Origin of the sequence: Tardiphaga sp. 768_D3_N2_1 (genome assembly GCF_052076105.1) — a bacterium.
Taxonomy (GTDB): Bacteria; Pseudomonadota; Alphaproteobacteria; order Rhizobiales; family Xanthobacteraceae; genus Tardiphaga.
Map to the genome: position 1 here is coordinate 5,961,437 of NZ_CP197245.1, position 19,414 is coordinate 5,980,850.

Here is a 19,414-nt window from a genome sequence, read left to right on the forward strand (position 1 = left end):
CCTGCGAATGACATTGCCGTTGTAACGAAGGCAGCCGCCATCGTGCTCGCGCGGCTCCCGTGATCGAAGGTCGTTTCATGCCCACAAGTCCTGTCGGCCAGCCCAGTGAAGCCGCGAAAGCGCTGTTCTCGGCGTTCGAACAGGCGGTCGATGCTGTTGTCATCACGGGTGTCGACAACGCGATCCGGCACTTCAATGCCGCGGCCGAGCGGATGTGGGGATATCACCGCGACGACGTCATCGGTCGGCAGGTCAGCTTCCTTGTGCCGCCCGACATGCGCGAACATCTCGACGGGGCGATCGCGGCGATGGATCCGCAGGTGGCGGTCAAGGGGCGCCGCGAATTCAGGATCAGCCGCAAGGACGGGAGCGAGGCCTGGGGCGCGTTCTCGATCTCCCGCGTCGATTACGCCGGCAAGACGCTCTACATCAACTTCATCCGCGACGTGACGGACGAGGTTCATGGGCGCGAGCAAAATGCACTGATGGCACTAGTTGCCGAAAAGACCGACCGTGTCGTGATGGTCTCCAAACGCGACATGACCATCGTCTATGTCAACGACGCTTTCACGGAGCTGTTCGGATACACGCTCGCGGAAGCGATGGGCAAACATCCCCGGGATCTGCTGACCGGAGAATATACCGACAACGAAACGCTGGAGCGGTTTCAAGCGCAGATCGATGCCGAAGGACACGGGCAAGAGGATATCCTTGTCTATGACAAGGATGGTCACGAGATCTGGATCTCGAGCACCGTCAACGCAGGCCGCAATGAAGCCGGCGAGGTCGAGCATCTGGTCGCAGTGCTCGACGACATCACCGAGAGCAAGCAGGTCAATTCGCTGCAGCATCACGTGCTGGAAAATCTCGCCAACGACATGCCGGTCGTGGATGTGATTGGCGATCTCTGCCACCGCGTCGAAGCCATCGCGCCTGATATCGTCTCGTCGGTGTTGCATGTGGATGCGGAAGGTCGGCTCCATCCTCTCGGCGGCCCCAGCCTTCCGCCGACCTTCGCGCCCCTCATTGACGGGTTGGCCATCGGCGCCGATGTCGGGTCCTGCGGCGCGGCGGCCTTTCTCGGCCATGCGGTGTTGGCCACCGATATCGCCACGGATCCGCGGTGGCTGCCCTATAACAGCCTGCCGCTGGAAGCCGGCTTGCGCGCCTGTTGGTCGACGCCGATCAAGGCGCGGGATGGTCGTGTGATCGGCGCCTTTGCCTTCTACTTCCGCGAGACACGCGGCCCGACGCGCTGGCACCAGACCATTGTCGATGCCTGTGTGCATCTCTGCGCGCTGGCCATTGAACGGCACGAGGCCCGCAGCGAAATCGCGCGTCTGGCCTATTTCGATGCGCTGACCGGCCTGCCGAACCGCGCGCAACTAAGCCAGATCCTGACGGGGCTGATCGACAAGAGCAAGTCGCGGGACCGCATTGCCGTGATGTTCCTCGATATCGATCACTTCAAGGACGTCAACGACACGCTCGGTCATTCCATCGGCGACGAGTTGCTGGTCGCGGTCACGCAGCGGCTGTGCAAGCAGATTCGGCCAGCGGATACGCTGAGCCGGCAGGGCGGCGACGAATTCGTGATCGTGCTGCCGAATTGCGATGTCGAAGGCGCCGCCTTGATCGCCAGCCGCCTGCTCGAGACATTGCTGCCGCCCATGCAGCTTGGCGCCAAGCTGGTGCCGGTATCGGCCAGCATCGGCGTCAGCATCTATCCCGACAATGCCGGTGATATCGACGGTCTGCTCAAACATGCCGATGCGGCGATGTATCAGGCCAAGCAGGCCGGCCGCTCGACCTATCGTTTCTTCAGTGCGGAGATGAACCGCGTCAGCGAGGAGCGGCTCGCCTTCAGCACGGCGCTGCGCAATGCCATCGTGCAGGGAGCGCTGCGGCTTCACTATCAGCCGCAGGTGCGCGCCGACGGTCGCCTTTACGGTGTCGAGGCGCTGGCCCGCTGGTCCGATCCGGTGCTCGGCGAAGTGCCGCCGTCGAAATTCATTCCGCTCGCGGAAGAATACGGGCTGATCGAGCTGATTGGCACCTGGTCGCTGCGCGAGGCCTGCCGGCAGGTCGCGGCCTGGCGCAAAAATGGCATCGACGTGCCCGGCGTCTCGGTCAACCTGTCGCCGATCAATTTCCAGAATGGCGATCTCGCCACGCTGGTCGGCGAGGTGATCGCCGAGAACGGTCTGTCGCCGGACATGCTGATGCTGGAGGTCACCGAAGGCGTGGTGATGAGCGAGCATTCGACCGCCGTCGAGACTATGGAGAAAATTCGCAAGTCCGGCGTGCGGCTGTCGATGGATGATTTCGGCACCGGCTATTCCAGCCTCAGCCGTCTCACGCATCTGCCGATCCGTGAGTTGAAGATCGATCGCAGCTTCATGCGTGGTCTTGAAAGCGAGGCGAGCGCGCTGGCGATTACCCGCGCCATCATACGCGTCGGCCAGAGCCTCGACATGATCGTGGTGGCCGAGGGCGTCGAGACCGACGGGCAGCGCCGGATTCTCACCGAACTCGGCTGCGACGTGATCCAGGGCTTCGTCTATTCGCCGGCGCTGTCGGTGCCGGATTTCGAACTCTGGCTCGCTGCTCACGAAATGTCGCGTGCCGCCGCGAGCTTGAGCGATATGCGGCGTCAGGCGGAGCGGACGCGCAGTGCCGTTCCCGTCAGGCGAATCCCCTGACCTTTACCGCCTGTCGAGCATCTCGCGTACCTTGCCGCCGAGCGCGGCTTGCGTGATCGGCTTTTGCAGCAGCGACACGCCGGGATCGAGCCGGCCCTGATGCACGATGGCGTTGCGCGAATAGCCGGTCATGAACAGCACTTTCAGCTTTGGCAGCCGCTTCTGCATCTCGTCGGCCAATAGTCGCCCGTTCATGCCGGGCATCACGATATCGGTCAGCAGCAGGTCGAACGGCTCGGGGTCGGCAGAAAAATCGGCCAGCGCTGCGTTGGCATTGCCGGCCTCACGGACCTGATAGTTGAGACCTTCCAGCGTCTCGACCAGGTAGGACCGCACATCCGGATCGTCCTCCACCACCATCACCGTTTCATTGCCCTTGCTGCCGACGACGCGCCTGTCGATCTCGGTCGACCGCTCCGTATGCTGCCTGCTGCGCGGCAGATAGACCTTGATGGTCGTGCCTTCACCGACCTCGCTATAGATCTTCACATGGCCGCCGGATTGCTTGACGAAGCCGTAGACCTGGCTCAGGCCGAGACCGGTGCCCTGTCCGGGCTCCTTGGTGGTGAAGAACGGGTCGAAGGCGCGCTCCTGCACGTCCTTTGGCATGCCCGGTCCGGTATCCGTCACCGAGATCAGGACATACTGCCCGATGACGATATCGGAATGCTGCAGGGCGTAGATCTCGTCGATGAAGGCGTTGCTGGTTTCGATCGTCAGCTTGCCCGAGCCGGCCATGGCGTCGCGTGCATTGACCACGAGATTGAGGATGGCGGCTTCCATCTGGCTCGGATCAACCTCGACCTGCCACAGCCCGGCGCCGCCGACGATTTCGAGATCGATATTCTCGCTCAATGTGCGCTGGAAGAAGTCCGACATGCCGTGGAGCAATCCGTTGACATTGATGGTCTTCGGGTCGAGCGGCTGCTTGCGTGCGAAAGCGAGTAGGCGCTGGGTCAGCACCACGGCGCGTTGGGCGCCGCCGGCTGCGCTGGCAATGACGCGCCTGAGGCGATCGCGCGAGGACTCCGTCCAGGTCGAAATGCTGTGTTCGGCGATTTCGAGATTGCCGATGATGATGGTCAGCAGATTGTTGAAGTCATGGGCGACGCCGCCGGTGAGGTGACCGATCGCTTCCATCTTCTGCGTATGGCGCAGCATGTCCTCGGCCTCGCGCCGGTGCCGGCCCTCCTCGATCAGCGCCAGCTCGGTTTCGCGCAATTGCGCAGGCGAGGGGATCGCCAGCAGCCTCGGCAGCAGTGGCCATAGGATGGCTGCCGTAACGACCGAGGCGATGGCGGTGACCGCCTTGAGGATTCCTTCGGCGCCATAGGCCGGAACCCATAGCGTATAGATCGACATCACATGGGTCAGGCCGCAGGCCATGATGAAGAGCGCGAAGGCCCAGAAGATCCAGCCGAACTCCACATCGCGGCGCTTCCAGACGAAGATCGTGAGGGCGATGGGGATCGAGAAATAGGCCGCGGCGATCAGTGCATCCGAGCCGACGTGAAGCCAGATCAGGCCGGGATCCCACAACAGGCAAATGCCGTGTGGGGCGAACATGGAACTATCGAGAAAGTTCTTGAGTGATGCCCACATCGCCTGCCCCTGCCGATAGCTGGTATCGTGGAACCAGCGTGACTGGGCGGTATGGAAGCGTCAAGCGTGAGCGCAATTGGGAACGGGGCTTATCAGCGGCCGAATGCGCGGCCGGGGCTGGCGAATTCGGTCAGGGCGCCGATCACCTGGTGCTGCCGATAGGGTTTGGGAATGAAGCGGCCGCCATTGGGCAGGTCGCTCTCGCCGATCCTGAAGTGGCCCGATGTCGCGATGATGCGAATGGGCGGCCAGCGATTGGCGACCGCATGGGCGAGCTTGAGCCCGTTCATCGAGCCGGGCATATCGATATCGGTAAAGATGATCCGGATATCGTTGCGCGCCTCGAGCAGGCGGATTGCGGCGTCAGCATCCTGCGCCTCGATCACCCGGAAACCGGCTTCCTCGATCATTTCGACCGCAAACATCCGCAGCAGCACATCGTCCTCGACGACGAGGACGGTGGCGGGGAGGGCGGTGTCGTTTGCGGTAGCGTCTTGGGCCATGGGATTTGAACCTTGATCGCCGGTTCCATGGGCCACAGGGCCGGGATGGTTCGGGTCGAAAGCATCAGTCAGTCTGAACGTGATCATTCGGATACGAATATAGGTCGCGTAAAAACTGTTTTGGTTCGCATGTCTCTGCTAAGCGCGCTGCTCGCACTTTCGTTCCGCAGCGCGCCAAAAAAATCCGTGAGAATGACGGAAAATCCGCGTCGGCCGTCAGCTCAGTCGTTCTTGCGCCCGGTATCGGTGCGGTCGCGGACCGTCTTGAACACGCCATGCGCCGTGGCGACCACGTGATCGTTCACGCTGACCTCGGTGCTCATGAAGATCAGGCTCTTGGTGGCGCGCAGGACCTTGGGCCGGGAGATCATCAGGTCGCCGATCCGGGCGGCATCGACGAAATAAGTATCCATCTGGACGGTGGCGAGCGCCTCCACCCCCGCAGCCTCGCGCGCCGCCATGCCGCAGCTCCGGTCGGCCAGCGTCATAACCGCCCCGCCCTGAACCACGCCGCGGCGGTTGCGGTGCTTGTCCTGGCCGAGAATGGCGAATTCGTTGATGCCATCGACGATCCGGTGCCACATCGGGCCGACGAAATGGATGAACCCGTCATCGTCCATGATGCTCCAGCCGGCGGCTTCGAGTTCAGCATTGGCCGCGTCAGTCGCCGCATCAGTCATGGATTGTCCTTCTCGCGAGATTTCGATGGGCTGGAGGGAGTGAGGGCTAGGTCATACAAAAGCACGGGACGGGTGGATAGGACGTCGCAAGCCGTCCTTGCTGCGGGATCTGCATGGCTCGTCGCTCGTTATTCCGGGAGGTGCGCTTGGCTCGTCATTCTCCACCGTCATTCCGGGTTCGGTCCCGTCGCCTGCGGCGCCGGTCCCGCCCCGGAATGACGAGTGTGGGCCGCGCTGACCTCTCCGCGTCGTCCCCGCGTAGCACGCCGAAGGCGTGCGCGGGGCGGGGACCCACAACCACGGTCAGTGTGATTGAAGCGGCAGAGTTACAACGATAGCACTCTCACCAGTTCTCCAGCGTGTATGGGTCCCCGCCTGCGCGGGGACGACAGCGGAGAGGTTCGGGTCAAACATTTTTTCCTATCGCCCGTTGACAATATCCCTTTATTGATTATATTCCCCACTGTCCTGCCCCACCGAGAGGGGCGATCGCGATCGTCACGTTCGCGGGGCAGGGTGCGGTGGACGCCGGAGATGCGGCGTTACGCGGTTTGGGGGTGACGTCTGTCTTCGGGCAGGACGGATCTGCGCCAGCACTGCCACTGGCAAGGAGACGGCCGACCCTGGGATGGAAAGACCCCTGGACAGTGTGACGGACGACCAAATCGAAACGCGTCCGGCTCAAGTGCTTGAGGCTCCCTTCCCATCGCCTTGGGACTTTAATTCGGTGATCGGATCGTTCGCTGAGGCAAAGTGCAAGCAAGTCGAAAAAACACCGCAGGCGGAACGCTGGGCACTTGCCTGACGCTTCCGAAAGTCCTGATGCACATTACCCTTGCGGAAGACCGCATTCGCATCAGGCCCAAGGGTGCAACGGGCACCCGGCGTTCCGCACGCCCTCTCACAAGGGGGCGGGAATGCAGCAGACGACGGCGCCCCCGCGCCGCAAACAACAGGGGTGATGACGCATGCCTGAAGCGCAGTGGCTGTTTGACAGTTGAATCAGGAGAGACGTGGCGCCCGTGGTCACGACATACTCAGTCGTCATGCGCGGGCTTGTCCCGCGTATCCACGTCTTGGCGACATCCACAGCAAGGCGTGGATGGCCGGGACAAGCCCGGCCATGACGTGGTGATAGACCTGAGAGCATCGCGAAGCTTGCTTCGCGCGCTCCGGCCATGACGACCGAGAGCGTTATGCGAGATCGTAAGGACGAGGACCAGAAAGGATGCGAACTACACCTTCACCATCCGCTTGCCCCGGTTCTCACCGGCCAGCAAACCGATCAGTGCCCGCGGCGTGTTCTCCAGCCCGTCGATGACGTCTTCCTGCACCTTGAGTTTGCCCGCGGCGACCCAGGACTGCAGATCGGCCAAGGCCTTTTCGCGCTGGTTCATATAGTCCATCACGATGAAGCCCTGCATGATCAGGCGTTTCACCACGATGAGACCGGGCACACCACGCGGGCCGGTTGCGGAGGGGGCGCCGTCATATTGCGAGATGGCGCCGCAGCAGGCGATGCGGCCGTTGAGATTCATCTGTGCGAGACAGGCCTCGAGAATATCGCCGCCGACATTGTCGAAATACACATCGATGCCATTCGGTGCTGCCGCCTTCAGCGCCTTGAACACCGCGCCGTCCTTGTAGTCCACCGCGGCATCGAAGCCGAGTTCCTTGGTCAGCCAGTCGCATTTGTCCTTGCCGCCGGCGATGCCGATCACCCGGCAGCCCTTGATCTTGGCGATCTGGCCGACGATGGAGCCGACCGAGCCGGCCGCTGCCGAGACGACGACGGTCTCGCCGGCCTTGGGCTTGCCGACGTCCAGCAGACCGAAATAGGCCGTCAGTCCGGCGATGCCATAGACGCTGAGCAGATGTGTCATCGGTTCCATGCGTGGCATCTTGTTGAGATGCTTGGCCGGCACCGCCGCGTAATTCTGCCAGCCGGTGTCGCCGAACACGATGTCACCCGGCTTCAGCGCAGGCGACTTCGACGATACGACTTCGGCAATGCCGCCGCCCGCCATCACCGTATTGGCCTCGACCGCAGCGCGATAGGTCGCGCCATGCATCCATGCGCGATTGGCGGCATCAAGCGAGATGTAGCGCACGCGCAGCAGCGCTTCGCCATCCTTCGGTTCGGGAATCTGGCCCTTTGATAGTTTGAAATGTTCTAGCCCCAATTTTCCTGTGGGCTTTTCGACGAGCAGCACCTGATGATTCACGGTGTCGGTCATGGCCGTTGTCTCCCTGTCTCTTCCTTTGTCGAAACTTGTTGCAGTCACCGCGTACAAAACAATCAGGCTGCACAGTTTTTATAGTTGGCGATGACGCTATGCGGCAGCGCGGCATTCCACAACGGCTATTTTCCGCCTGATGATACCGAAACGGTACGCGGCTGACGAAGCTTGTTGCGCGCCCTGATCAATATGACAGACTGTCGCAGTTGGGAATGTGTAACGGGGGTCGATATGTCGAACAGGTTTACGCAATACATTCTGATCGCGATGGCGCTGGGCATCGTGATGGGCTCGCTGGTTTTCAACTACTTGCCCGATAGCCGCGTCGAGATCGCGGCCGACGTCAACCTGATCGCCATGTTGTTCCTGCGCCTGATCAAGATGATCATCGCGCCTTTGGTCTTCGCCACGCTGGTCGGCGGCATCGCTCATATGGGCTCCGGCTCCAAGCTCGGACGCATCTTCGCCAAGACCATGGGCTGGTTCATCAGCGCCTCCTTCGTGTCGCTGCTGCTCGGCCTCGTGATGGTCAACCTGTTGCAGCCGGGCGCAAATTTCCCGGGAACGCTGCCTGCGGCCGGCCAGTCCACGGGCCTGCCCGTATCGGCTTTCTCCATCGAGAAATTCCTGACCCACCTCATTCCGACGTCGATCGCTGATGCGATGGCGCAGAACGAGATCCTGCAAATCGTCATCTTCGCCATCTTCTTCGCCGTTGCCATGGGTGCGATGCCGGAGCGCTCCAAGCCGATGCTGGCGCTGATCGATGACCTCGGTCACATCATGCTGAAAGTGACGGGCTATGTGATGCTGTTCGCGCCGCTCGCTGTCTGGGCGGCAATCATGGCGACCGTGTCGAAGAACGGCCTCGGCGTGCTCTGGAAGCTGATCGTCTTTATGGGCGGCTTCTATCTGTCGCTGGCGATCCTGTGGGCGATCCTCATCGTCGTCGGCTTCGTGGTCATAGGCCCGCGCTACAGCCATCTGTTGCGGCTGATCCGCGAGCCTTTGATGATCGCGTTCTCCACGGCAAGTTCGGAAGCGGCCTATCCGAAGACGCTGGAGGGCCTCAACCGCTTCGGCGCCTCGTCGCGCATCTCCAGCTTCGTGCTGCCGCTGGGCTATTCGTTCAATCTCGACGGCACGATGATGTACTGCACCTTCGCCAGTATCTTCATCGCGCAGACCTATCACATCGAAATGTCGCTCGGCACGCAGCTCGCGATGCTGGCAACGCTGATGATCACCTCCAAGGGCGTCGCCGGCGTGCCGCGCGCCTCGCTGGTGGTGATCGCGTCCACGCTCAGCCAGTTCAACATTCCCGAAGCCGGCCTGTTGATGATCATGGGCATCGATACGTTCCTCGATATGGGGCGCAGCGCCACCAATGTGATCGGCAACTCGCTGGCCACGGCGGTGGTCGCGAAATGGGAAGGCGAACTCGCGCCCGAACATGAACTCGGTCCCGACGACGTGGTGCCCGGCAGCATGATCCCCGGAGAAATCCCCGCTCTCGGCCATGGGTGAGGTGCATGATGCGCCACTCTCTGACGGGGCCTATCACCGGAATTCTGGCAGCGCTGCTGGCGACGACCGCGCAGGCGCAAGCGCCTGCGGAAGGGCTTAGCCCGACGCTGGCGGCCATCAAGAAGGCGCATGTGGTCAAGCTGGGCTATCGCGAGAGTTCACCGCCGTTCTCGTTCCTCGATCAGGCCGGCCGGCCGATCGGCTACAGCCTCGAACTCTGCGAGGGCATCGTCGAGGACATCGGCATCGAGGTCGACGATCCCGCGCTGAAGATCGAATACGTCAAGGTCACGTCGGACGATCGTATTCCGGCCGTGATCGACGGCAAGATCGATCTCGAATGCGGCTCGACCACAGCCAATGCCGAGCGGCGCAAGCAGGTCGCGTTTTCGCCGCTGACGTTCGTCGCCGGCACCAAGCTGATGGTGCCGAAGACGACCACGGGTACCGCGCCCACCGACTTCAAGGGCAAGACCATCGTGGTCACCAAAGGCACCACCAACGAACAGGCGATGCATGCGGTCGACAAGAAGTTCAATCTCGGCCTCAATATCGTGGTGTCGCCCGATCACGAGCAGAGCTACCAGATGCTGGTCGACGGCAAGGCCGATGCCTTCGCGACCGACGATATCCTGCTGTCCGGCCTGATCGCGCGGCACAAGTCGCAGGACAAGTATCGTGTCGTCGGCGATTACCTGTCCTACGATCCCTACGGCATCATGTTCCGCAAGGGCGAGAAGCAACTGAGCGACGTGGTCGAGCGTACTTTTCGGCGCCTCGGCTCCAATCGCGATCTGATCCCGCTCTACAACAAGTGGTTCGTCGCACGCCTGCCGACAGGTGAGCGCATGGGCGTCTCGATCTCGCCGCAGCTGGAAGAGAGCTTCAAAGTACTGGACGATTCAGCGGGCGGGACGAACTAGCCACAAAGCGTCACCCCACAAACTGTCATTCCGGGCTCGATACCATCAACGTGTCGTCCCCGCGAAGGCGGGGACCCATAACCTCCGGGCCTGAAATCGGGAATAGTCGCAGCCACAGCGCCAAACACTCACTCGGTGTGTATGGGTCCCCGCCTTCGCAGGGACGACGGAGAGATCTCAAAAAAACACCAGATCCTGCGCCTTGCCGCCGCGTAGCACCGTCGCATATTCGATCGCGGCAAACAGTCCGCCGGCCACATAGATCTTGCGCGGCACGGCGCGCGCCAGTTGCTGGCTGAGGCGCACCGCGTCTTCCATGGCATTGGCCACATGAATGCGCGCCGCCGGGTGGACCTTGCGCGCGGCAGCGCCGACCACGCGCGCGTCGGCGCCCTTGTGATAGGCGCGGGTGCAGACGATCGTATCGAAATTGGGCGCGAGGTGCTGTGCGATATCGTCGACATTCTTGTCGCCGGACACGCCGAGCACGAGCAGCCAGTTGTCATCGCCATGGATGGTGCGAAGGCTCTTCAGGGCCTGTGCCACACCATCGGGCGTATGGCCGACATCGATGACGGTCAGGGGATCGCGCTGAACGATTTCGAGGCGTCCCGGCCATCTGGTGTCGCGCAGCCCGGTCCGGACCGCGAGATCGATGGCACTGGTGGTCGCATCCGGATGCATGCGCTGCATCCAGAGAATGAACAGCGCAGCCGCTATGGCGGCATTGTTGAGCTGGAATTCGCCGGCCAGCACGAGTTCGAGTGCACGCAGGTCGAATGCGCCCAGCCGGCAGTTGAAGGTCTGGCCCTTGGCTGACGCAAAGACGTTGCTGATCGTGATCTCGTCGCCGATATGCAGGCCGGTGACGTTGCGGTTGCGATTGTACTCGGCGAGATTGCCGCGCATGGGCAGGCAGTTCTCGCCATAGACGACCGTGCCGCCCGAGATGCACGCATCGCTCTTGTCGCAGGCGATCAGCTCGAGCGAGTTGCCGAGCAGGTTGACATGTTCGAGATCCACCGAGGTGACGCAGGTGATGTCGGCGCCGACCAGCCGAACCGGATCGTAGCGTCCGCCGATGCCGGCCTCGAACACGGCGAATTCGCATTCGGTCTCCTGGAAATACAGGCAGGCCAACGCGAATTGTGCCTCGAAGGCGCCAAAGACCTCATTCAGCGTGTGCTGCTTGAGGTCGGCGATGGCCGTGGCGACACGCAGCACCAGCGCTTCGAGCAGCTCATCATCGACCGGGATGCCGTCGATCTGGAAGCGCTCGTTGAAGCGGTAGAGATGCGGTGAGGTGAACAGTCCGGTGCGCAGGCCGAAGGCGCGTCCGACGCTGGCGCAGAATGCCGCCGTCGAGCCCTTGCCGTTCGAGCCGGTCACGACGACGGAATGTTTACGCAGCCGGACACGATCGATGGACAGCGCATCGAGCAGCAGGGACAGCCGCGCGAGGCAGAGGCCGTCGCCATATTTGGGCAGGTTAAACATCGAGCAGGCCGATCGCCGTGAATGTATGCCGCCAGATGCGTAGGATAAGATCCTCGCGGCCGCTGTCTTCGAGAAAGCGGATCGAGGGATTGGCATTGACCTCGATCACGCGCAAGGCCGCAGCATCTCCGTCGATATCCGTAAACAGGTCGACCGCGCCGGCGCGCAGGCCGAGCGCCTTGGCGGCCTGCACCGCCATCGCAAAGGCGACAGTCTCGTTTCCCGGTGCAGCAAAGCTCATGCTGCCGCCTGCGCTGCGGTTCATCCGGCCGGGAATCGCGCGTCGCTCGCCATATGGCAGCACGCGATCGAGGGAGGTGTCGTCGAGACCTGTGGCGGCTGACGATATGCCGTGGCGGTCCAGCGCGGACGTCTCCGCGGCGATCAATTGCCTCAGCGTCGCCTTGCCGTTGCCCGTTACGAAGGGCGCCGTCTTCTGCGCGCAATACACGACGTCGTCGTCGAGGATGAAGACGCGATATTCCTGGCCGGTATAGATCCGCTGCATCAGGATCGCGTCATAATACTGCGCGACCTGCTTGAGATAGGCGATGAGCGCATCGCCGCCGGTGACGATCTCCGCGAAATCGCCGCGCGATCCCATGAGCGGCTTGATGAAGGCCCGGTCGCCGAGTTCGGCGAAATGCCAGACGGCGTCGGCATATTCGTGGCCGGGCGGGCGATGGGCGCGGTAGCGCTCATGCAGGAAGAAGTATTTCCCGCCCAGGGTCGGGACGCCGGCGCGCTCCATCAGCACATTGGCGAAATACTTGTCGTTCGCCAGCGTCGCAGCCGTGGCATTGTTCTGCGGAAAGAACGAGCCGCGTCCGGCGCCGAAGGATGCGCTCCTGCCATTGCGGCCGACGGTGAAGATCAGGCCCGTTCCGCCATCGACCTCGGCGAAATCCAGCCCGAACTGGCGGCACGCGTATTCGGCATAGATCGACTGGTCGGGATAGGATGGGGGCTTTCCGGCCCGGATGTCGCGAAGGGATGTCATCAGGGCCAGGCCGACGTTTGAACGAAAAGCCGCCTGCGACGACTTTAACGAGGTGGCCTGAAACTACCGGATCGGGATCGGGCGATCCAGCCGGATACCCATTAACGGTGTCCGGCAAGAAATTGAACGAAACCCCTCATATCGGGTAATTTAATGTCGCGGCCAGATCGGCCGCTGCTGCATGGGTAACCTGCTTTGGAAATTAATCGACCGCCTCCGTCAGTCCGCAATTGCACTTCATGGCTTCTTTGACTAATTGTCATTCGCAGCTGCGAGAACCAAAATTAGCCAATAGCCGCAATGGTTTCTCGGCATCGTGACGCGGCAAACAATGGACTTGTTCTAAAAAAGCCCGCACTGGAAAATCAGATCTCATGAGCGCCTTTCACAGAGAGAAAGTTCTTTCCGTCCAGCATTGGACCGATACACTTTTCAGCTTCAAAGCTACCCGCGACACCTCATTCCGCTTCCAGAACGGCCAGTTCGCCATGATCGGCCTCGAAGTCGAGGGCAAGCCGCTGTTGCGCGCCTATTCGATGGCCAGCGCGAACCACGAGGAAGAACTCGAATTCTTCAGCATCAAGGTGCCGGATGGTCCGCTGACCTCGCGCCTGCAGAAGATCAAGGAAGGCGACACCATCCTGGTCGCCCGCAAGGCGGTGGGCACGCTGGTCACCGACAGCCTGCTGCCGGGCAAGCGTCTCCTGATGCTGTCCACCGGTACCGGCCTCGCGCCCTTCGCCAGCCTGATCAAGGACCCGGACGTCTATGAGCGCTATGAGCATGTCGTGCTCGTGCATGGCTGCCGCCAGGTCTCCGAACTCGCCTATGGTGAGCGCCTGGTCGAGCGGCTGCAGAACGACGAGCTGTTTGGCGAGCTGATGAAGGACAAGTTCACCTATTATCCGACGGTCACCCGCGAGCCATTCCGCAATCGCGGCCGTATCACCGACCTGATCGAGTCCGGCCAGATCTTCAAGGACATGGGCCAGGGCCCGCTCGACATCGAGACCGACCGCATTATGCTGTGCGGCAGCCCCGCGATGCTCGAGGATCTCAAGAACATGTTCGAAGAGCGCGATTTCATCGAAGGCAGCGGCAACAAGCCCGGCCATTTCGTGATCGAGAAGGCGTTCGTCGAGCGCTAAGGCAGCCCGACACCATCGACATTCACTGCACTGCAAAACCCGCGCTTCGGCGCGGGTTTTGTCGTTTCAGGTTCTCGCTTTTGGCAACAATTCATTGAGCGTGGCGCGCTAGATTGAGCGCTCGGGTGCGATGCTCTGCGGCAACGCGCTTGTGATGTTTGCGTCATCGGGTCTGTGTAACGCTAGCGCCATTCATGTCAGGCAGGATTTTATGGAAACGTTGATGCTTCCCCTCTCGCCGCGCTTCATCGTTTTGACGATCTGCAGCGCCGCCACCTTGCTGCTGGTCGGCATTGGCATTCACGACCCCAAGGTCATCCCTCTCGTTGTCATCCCGGTCATCGTCTTCGGCGGCCTGACTGTGCTCGGCATTCACGACGTGCTGCAGAAGGACCATGCGGTTCTGCGCAACTATCCGATCTCGGCGCATATCCGCTTCCTGCTCGAAGAAATCCGCCCGGAGATGCGGCAGTATTTCTTCGAGAGCGAAAAGGATGGCATGCCGTTCAGCCGCGACACGCGCGCGGTGGTCTATCAGCGCGCCAAGATGGTGCTCGACAAGCGTCCCTTCGGCACCCAGAAGAACGTCTACGAAGAGGGCTATGAGTGGATGCACCATTCGGTCGCGCCAAAGCCGCATGCGACTGAGCAATTCCGCATCACCATCGGCGGGCCGGATTGCCTCAAGCCTTACTCCGCCTCGGTACTGAATATCTCGGCGATGAGTTTCGGCGCGCTCAGTCCCAATGCGATCCGGGCACTGAATGCCGGCGCCAAGCGTGGCAACTTCGCCCATGACACTGGCGAAGGTGGCGTCAGCCCGTATCACCAGGAAATGGGCGGCGACCTGATCTGGGAGATCGGCTCCGGCTATTTTGGTTGCCGCACGCGCGATGGCAACTTCGACCCCGACGCCTTCGCGAGGCTTGCCGTCAACGATCAGATCAAGATGGTCGAGCTCAAGATCAGCCAGGGCGCAAAGCCCGGCCATGGCGGCGTGTTGCCGGCGGCGAAAGTGTCGGAAGAGATCTCGCGTATCCGCGGCGTCGCCATGGGCGAGGACTGTATCTCGCCGGCCTATCACAAGGCGTTTTCAACACCGATCGAGATGATGGAGTTCATCGACAAGATGCGCCGTCTGTCCGGCGGCAAGCCCGCCGGCTTCAAGCTGTGCATCGGTCATCCCTGGGAATTCCTCGCCATCTGCAAGGCCATGCTGCAGACCGGCATCTATCCGGATTTCATCGTGGTCGATGGCAATGAAGGCGGCACTGGCGCGGCGCCGCTGGAATTCATGGACCATCTGGGCATGCCGATGCGCGAGGGCGTCAACTTCGTGCATAATGCGCTGATCGGCATCGGCGCGCGTGACCGCATCAAGATTGGCGCCTCCGGCAAGATCGCGACGGCCTTCGATATCTCCCGCGCCATGGCGCTGGGCGCCGACTGGTGCAATTCGGCGCGCGGCTTCATGTTCGCATTGGGCTGCATCCAGTCTCTGAGCTGCCACACCGATCGCTGTCCCACAGGCGTCACGACGCAAGACGCCACGCGCAATCGCGCCCTCGCCGTGCCGCAGAAGACCGATCGCGTTTATAACTATCACGAGGCAACGTTGCATGCGCTGGCTGAGCTGATCGCGGCAGCCGGGCTCGATCACCCGCAGGAGATTCGCCCGATCCATTTCTCGCACCGCGCCTCCGGTACCGACGTCCTGTCTTTCACGCGGATGTATCCGGCGCTACGCCACAATGAGCTGATCGATGGCACCGGCGACAAGCGCTTTCGCGATGCATGGGAGATGGCGCAAGCGGGCTCGTTCATGCCAGCAGCTCTGGAGCATTCGGCCTAGAGTTTTGTTCGCTGCGTTTTCTTCGGTGCGAAGCGGTGTCCACTTCGCTCGAAAATGCTCTAGAACTCGCCGTGCAATCGGCCTGAGAAGATCGAGACCGGCCCGCGATCCCTGTTGTAGGCAGGGTTCACGATCAGCTGGTAGTCGACCGTAAGGGTGAAGTTCTTGTCGATGGCATAGGCGTAATAGGTTTCGAGGATGCGCTCGGTGCCGTAATTCAGCCGTCCGTCGCCGATCAGCAATCCGTTGCCGCCGGCGGCGAGGAAGTCGCGATGCGCAGCGGACAGGCCGTTGATCGCGCCGCCAAGGCCGATCGTGTCATTGGCGCGGCCCCAATGGCTGCCCTTGATCGAGACGCCGGCAGAGACGCTGCGGTCGATATCGGTGAAGGACAGGATCTCGTTCTGGCCATCGTTCCAGCTGACGCGCCCGAAGACGCCGACGTCAGTGGCAACCTGCTGCTCACCGTTGACGTAGAAGCCGTATTTGTCGCTGGCGCGGCGGATCGAGGACATCACGTCGTTGATATCCAGCGTGGGATCATTGGCCTCGATTGCCAGTGCGCCGCGATAGCTGCCGGTATTGCCGCGATTGATGAAGGCGCCGACGCGCAGCTTGCCGGGCTGGTCGAAGATCTGGTGACGCTCTTCGAATTCGACGACCGCGCCGCCGGTTTTGAACGTCAGGACGTCGTTGTTAGGCTGCGCCGGCACCTGAAACAGGCCGGCTCGGATCGCCCAGTCCTTGCGATTCAGTTCAACGACGGCGCCGCGGGTGAAGCCCGGCAGGTCGGCTGGAAAGTCGTAAGCGGCCGATGACCACATCGCCCAGTTCATGAAATCGGCGCGCGGATCCTTGGCGTAGGAATTGCCATCGAAGAAATCACCCACCGCGAAGCGTCCGACCGTGAGCGTGATGCGGTCGATATCGCGCTTGCCTGCCAATTGATTGGCGGCGTCGGGGACGTCTTCCTGCTCGCCGCCGAGGCCAAGTGTCTGGCGGAAGTAATAGCGCTGCATGCGAAAGCGTGGGAACGGCGCGCCGCCCTTTTGCGCCTCGCCATTAGGGAAGCCGGCGAGGCCGAGCGTGGAGTTGAGGCCGAAGCCCTGCGCCAACTCGGGATTGAGATAGAGCTCACCGCCCTGCCACAGTCGCCAGCCGAGGAACGCCGTCGTCGTAAAGGTCTCGCGCCCCTGGCCACCACCGGGAAGGCTGTTGGTGCCTTCATAAGGCGAGCGAATCCGCGGATAGGCGGACGCGATGAAGGTGGTCTGGGCGTGGACATTCCAGTCTGTCGATTCCGGCAGCGCAGTCTTGCCGGTGATGGGGGCTGACGGTGACCATGGCGGCGTGTCCCACAGCCGATAATTCAAGCCGACTTTGACGGTGTGAATATTCGGATCAACGCTCACATTCGGCAGCCCGGCCTCGCCGAGGTCATAGGTCTGCCGCATCAGATCGAGATAGGCGTATTCGGCCTTGGCGGTCCAGTTGCCGCCAACGGCAAATTCGACGCCCGCGCCGGCGGTCCAGCCGAAATGACTGCGAGTCGCCGAAGCGATGAGATCGCCGTCGGCATTGTTGAGATTGAGTTTGGTGCGCCCCCACGCCACGCCGCCGGTGACGTAAGGCATCAACGCGCCGAAGGCGTAGCCGATGCGGCCGCGTGCGGTCGCAAAATAATCGAAAGTCGTATGGAAAGGTGCTGGCATCAACCGCGCGGCGTCCTGCGGACTGCTGAACGTGGCGTCGGCCTCGAAGCCCAGCACGACATTGTTGCTGAACTGTCTGTTGTAGCCGAGCTGATAGCCGCCGATCAGACCGGTCGGCGAAGGCGGCAGGACAACGCCCTGCGCAGGCAGCGCATTGCTGCCGGGACCAAAGCTGCCGCCGCCATAGCCGATGTGACCGCCGAGATAAAACCCGGTCCAGTCGTAAACCAGGCGAGGTGCCTTCAGCGCCATGCCGGATGAAATATCGGCCGCGATCGCAGAGCCATCGAACGCCAGTGCGCCCAGCGCAAAACCCGCCAAAACGCGCTTCACGACAATGCTCGCGAGTGGTCGGGATACTTCATGCGGCCGTCATTTCTCGCTTCAGGTCGCCGCCGATCATGCGGCGAACCGTTTGATATTCCGGGAAAATAGTCGATTCGCCCATAACAGTAGGGTGCCGAAGGGCGTCATCAGACAAAACGAAGCAAAATGAGCGACCCGCCGACTCCTTGATTATAATTGCAACTAATTCGCAATAGCAAGAACCAACTGGAGAGACATGTTTCAGTGGCAGCGGATCATGACGGTTGGATAACAGCAGCTGGCTGGCACGCCTCGAAAGGCATTTGACGGTCGCAAAAAAATGACCCGCCCGAGGGGACAATCGGGCGGGTCTGGTGCGACACGGGGTGGATGAGGCGCCCGTGTCGGACGCAAATCCACGTCAGTCGATCAAGAGATTAGTATTAGTAGTTGCAGGTCCGGACGCGGCCGACATAGTTGCCGTAGCCGTCATACTGGCGGACCCAGCCGCAGCGATATCCGTAACCGTAGTAGCCGTTGTTGGCGGCGATGGCGCTACCGACAACCGCGGCGCCGACAACACCGGCAGCGATGCCGAAGCCGATGCCCGGGCCCTTGGCCTGAGCCGACTGCGTGGACGAGGCCACGGTGCCGGCAGCGGTGAGAGCAACGAGAGCGAAAGCAGCAATCTTGGACTTGATCGACATGGGATAACTCCATCCTGTTGAAGTGCAGCCATCGTGGCCTGCATGCCCATCAGTCGGAGCCTAAACGGATCGGGTTCGAGACCCGGTCGAACTATTTGGTTTCAGGATTATGTCGTCATCTGCACGGAATATGTCGTCGCACGAATCGCGCAATCCGCGGTTAACCACATCTCACGCGTCGGGGGCCGGTTCGCGATCAAATGCCGCGACATCGAAGCGATGCATGTCAGCGAGTAATTCGCAGAACGCCTTTGCGCCGTGGGCGAGCAGCTTCTCGCCCTTGTCGGCCGATGCCTGTGTGGCGTCGCCAATCGCGCCGCTGGGATGAAGGTCTTCGGCCTGCCACGCGAATGGCGCGGGTCGGCTTGCGGAGAGCCAGCGATAGTTCTTCTCCATCGCGATCGCTGACGATGCGAAATTTGCGATCCTGTCGTTACGCACATGCTGCGGGTAGCGCGCCAGCATGATCGACGTCTCGACAGCGCCGCCGTGAATCCCGTGACGTAACTCTTCGTCAGTGAACAGACCGTCCGGTGCACCGAATCGATTCCATCCGGTGGTGGCGACCAGCATGCCGTATTCGGCGCGCAGGTCCTGCGCCGCGAGCGTCATGGCCGCACTGTTGCCGCCGTGGCTGGTGACGATCACGAGTTTCTGAACGCCAGCGCGCGCGACGCTTTCGCCGATCGCAGTCCAGGTCTGCAATGCGATCTCGGTTGGCAGCGTCAGCGTACCGGGAAAGGCGAGGTGTTCGGTCGAAATGCCTACGGGTTGAAGCGGCAAAAACGTCGCAGGAATATCGGCGGGCAGCAGGCGCTGAACCTCCGCGAGATAGGCTTCCGCAATCATGACATCCGTGCCGAGAGGCAGATGCGGCCCGTGCTGTTCGGTCGCGGCGAGCGGCAGCACTGCAATCCAGGAGGCCGGGTCGCTCTTGGCGATGTCGGGCCAGTGAATGGCAGTCCAGTCGCGGGGCGGCATGTTGGCAGTCATCGAGGTGCGTTTCTTTGGTCAA

The 19,414-nt window shown here is 61.7% G+C and carries 14 protein-coding genes; 5 read left to right on the forward strand and 9 right to left on the reverse strand.

Annotation, left to right across the window (positions count from 1 at the left end; translation table 11 throughout):
• The first annotated feature begins 77 nt into the window (after positions 1-77).
• Complete coding sequence (locus AB8A27_RS28020; protein WP_441244697.1) at positions 78-2,702, forward strand: EAL domain-containing protein; 2,625 nt, start codon at positions 78-80, stop codon at positions 2,700-2,702.
• A gap of 3 nt (positions 2,703-2,705) precedes the next feature.
• Here AB8A27_RS28020 and AB8A27_RS28025 read toward each other — a convergent pair whose 3' ends face one another.
• The 4 genes from AB8A27_RS28025 to AB8A27_RS28040 all read right to left on the reverse strand — a co-directional run bounded on the left by AB8A27_RS28025 (position 2,706) and on the right by AB8A27_RS28040 (position 7,724).
• Positions 2,706-4,268 carry an ATP-binding protein gene (locus AB8A27_RS28025; protein WP_441244698.1) on the reverse strand — a complete coding sequence of 521 codons (1,563 nt, stop codon included), beginning with the start codon at positions 4,266-4,268 and terminating at the stop codon, positions 2,706-2,708.
• A gap of 128 nt (positions 4,269-4,396) precedes the next feature.
• Positions 4,397-4,807, reverse strand: coding sequence for a response regulator (locus AB8A27_RS28030; RefSeq protein WP_441244699.1), 411 nt, complete (start codon positions 4,805-4,807; stop codon positions 4,397-4,399).
• A gap of 221 nt (positions 4,808-5,028) precedes the next feature.
• Positions 5,029-5,487 (reverse strand): PaaI family thioesterase, encoded by a 459-nt coding sequence (locus tag AB8A27_RS28035; RefSeq protein ID WP_441244700.1) that lies wholly within the window; start codon positions 5,485-5,487, stop codon positions 5,029-5,031.
• Between the two features lie 1,235 nt (positions 5,488-6,722).
• Positions 6,723-7,724, reverse strand: a complete 1,002-nt coding sequence (locus AB8A27_RS28040) for an NADP-dependent oxidoreductase (protein ID WP_441244701.1) — start codon at positions 7,722-7,724, stop codon at positions 6,723-6,725.
• Positions 7,725-7,958: 234 nt separating this feature from the next.
• On the opposite strand from AB8A27_RS28040, the gene AB8A27_RS28045 reads away from it, so the two are divergent.
• Positions 7,959-9,254: a dicarboxylate/amino acid:cation symporter gene (locus tag AB8A27_RS28045; protein ID WP_441244702.1), complete on the forward strand. Its 1,296-nt coding sequence runs from the start codon at positions 7,959-7,961 to the stop codon at positions 9,252-9,254.
• 8 nt (positions 9,255-9,262) lie between these two features.
• The gene (locus AB8A27_RS28050; RefSeq protein WP_441245059.1) at positions 9,263-10,177 is read left to right on the forward strand and encodes an amino acid ABC transporter substrate-binding protein; all 915 of its coding nucleotides are present in this window, start codon (positions 9,263-9,265) and stop codon (positions 10,175-10,177) included.
• A 177-nt stretch (positions 10,178-10,354) separates the two neighbouring features.
• On the opposite strand, the gene AB8A27_RS28055 is transcribed toward AB8A27_RS28050, so the two are convergent.
• A complete protein-coding gene (locus AB8A27_RS28055; RefSeq protein ID WP_441244703.1) occupies positions 10,355-11,674 on the reverse strand; it encodes a bifunctional folylpolyglutamate synthase/dihydrofolate synthase in 1,320 nt (439 codons plus the stop codon).
• Positions 11,667-12,674, reverse strand: a complete 1,008-nt coding sequence (locus AB8A27_RS28060; RefSeq protein ID WP_441244704.1) for a hypothetical protein — start codon at positions 12,672-12,674, stop codon at positions 11,667-11,669. The genes AB8A27_RS28055 and AB8A27_RS28060 overlap by 8 nt, the downstream gene beginning before the upstream one ends.
• A 374-nt stretch (positions 12,675-13,048) precedes the next feature.
• Between AB8A27_RS28060 and AB8A27_RS28065 the strand changes: the two genes are divergently transcribed.
• Both AB8A27_RS28065 and AB8A27_RS28070 read left to right on the forward strand, forming a co-directional pair.
• The gene (locus tag AB8A27_RS28065) at positions 13,049-13,822 is read left to right on the forward strand and encodes a ferredoxin--NADP reductase (RefSeq protein ID WP_441244705.1); all 774 of its coding nucleotides are present in this window, start codon (positions 13,049-13,051) and stop codon (positions 13,820-13,822) included.
• Between the two features lie 211 nt (positions 13,823-14,033).
• A complete protein-coding gene (locus tag AB8A27_RS28070; protein ID WP_441244706.1) occupies positions 14,034-15,674 on the forward strand; it encodes an FMN-binding glutamate synthase family protein in 1,641 nt (546 codons plus the stop codon).
• A 59-nt stretch (positions 15,675-15,733) separates the two neighbouring features.
• Here the strand turns inward: AB8A27_RS28070 and AB8A27_RS28075 are convergent, their stop codons facing one another.
• The 3 genes from AB8A27_RS28075 to AB8A27_RS28085 all read right to left on the reverse strand — a co-directional run bounded on the left by AB8A27_RS28075 (position 15,734) and on the right by AB8A27_RS28085 (position 19,392).
• Complete coding sequence (locus tag AB8A27_RS28075; protein WP_441244707.1) at positions 15,734-17,719, reverse strand: carbohydrate porin; 1,986 nt, start codon at positions 17,717-17,719, stop codon at positions 15,734-15,736.
• A 416-nt stretch (positions 17,720-18,135) separates the two neighbouring features.
• Positions 18,136-18,399: a hypothetical protein gene (locus AB8A27_RS28080; protein WP_092140059.1), complete on the reverse strand. Its 264-nt coding sequence runs from the start codon at positions 18,397-18,399 to the stop codon at positions 18,136-18,138.
• Between the two features lie 171 nt (positions 18,400-18,570).
• Positions 18,571-19,392 carry a creatininase family protein gene (locus AB8A27_RS28085; RefSeq protein WP_441244708.1) on the reverse strand — a complete coding sequence of 274 codons (822 nt, stop codon included), beginning with the start codon at positions 19,390-19,392 and terminating at the stop codon, positions 18,571-18,573.
• Positions 19,393-19,414 lie beyond the last annotated feature (22 nt).

What these genes read in the sequence shown, in the direction of transcription:
- AB8A27_RS28045 (WP_441244702.1), top strand. Translation starts at nt 7,959, where the DNA reads ATGTCGAACAGGTTTACGCAATACATTCTGATCGCGATGGCGCTGGGC.
- AB8A27_RS28030 (WP_441244699.1), bottom strand. Translation starts at nt 4,807, where the DNA reads ATGGCCCAAGACGCTACCGCAAACGACACCGCCCTCCCCGCCACCGTC.
- AB8A27_RS28020 (WP_441244697.1), top strand. Translation starts at nt 78, where the DNA reads ATGCCCACAAGTCCTGTCGGCCAGCCCAGTGAAGCCGCGAAAGCGCTG.
- AB8A27_RS28050 (WP_441245059.1), top strand. Translation starts at nt 9,263, where the DNA reads ATGCGCCACTCTCTGACGGGGCCTATCACCGGAATTCTGGCAGCGCTG.
- AB8A27_RS28060 (WP_441244704.1), bottom strand. Translation starts at nt 12,674, where the DNA reads ATGACATCCCTTCGCGACATCCGGGCCGGAAAGCCCCCATCCTATCCC.
- AB8A27_RS28025 (WP_441244698.1), bottom strand. Translation starts at nt 4,268, where the DNA reads ATGTTCGCCCCACACGGCATTTGCCTGTTGTGGGATCCCGGCCTGATC.
- AB8A27_RS28040 (WP_441244701.1), bottom strand. Translation starts at nt 7,724, where the DNA reads ATGACCGACACCGTGAATCATCAGGTGCTGCTCGTCGAAAAGCCCACA.
- AB8A27_RS28055 (WP_441244703.1), bottom strand. Translation starts at nt 11,674, where the DNA reads ATGTTTAACCTGCCCAAATATGGCGACGGCCTCTGCCTCGCGCGGCTG.
- AB8A27_RS28085 (WP_441244708.1), bottom strand. Translation starts at nt 19,392, where the DNA reads ATGACTGCCAACATGCCGCCCCGCGACTGGACTGCCATTCACTGGCCC.
- AB8A27_RS28070 (WP_441244706.1), top strand. Translation starts at nt 14,034, where the DNA reads ATGGAAACGTTGATGCTTCCCCTCTCGCCGCGCTTCATCGTTTTGACG.
- AB8A27_RS28035 (WP_441244700.1), bottom strand. Translation starts at nt 5,487, where the DNA reads ATGACTGATGCGGCGACTGACGCGGCCAATGCTGAACTCGAAGCCGCC.
- AB8A27_RS28065 (WP_441244705.1), top strand. Translation starts at nt 13,049, where the DNA reads ATGAGCGCCTTTCACAGAGAGAAAGTTCTTTCCGTCCAGCATTGGACC.
- AB8A27_RS28080 (WP_092140059.1), bottom strand. Translation starts at nt 18,399, where the DNA reads ATGTCGATCAAGTCCAAGATTGCTGCTTTCGCTCTCGTTGCTCTCACC.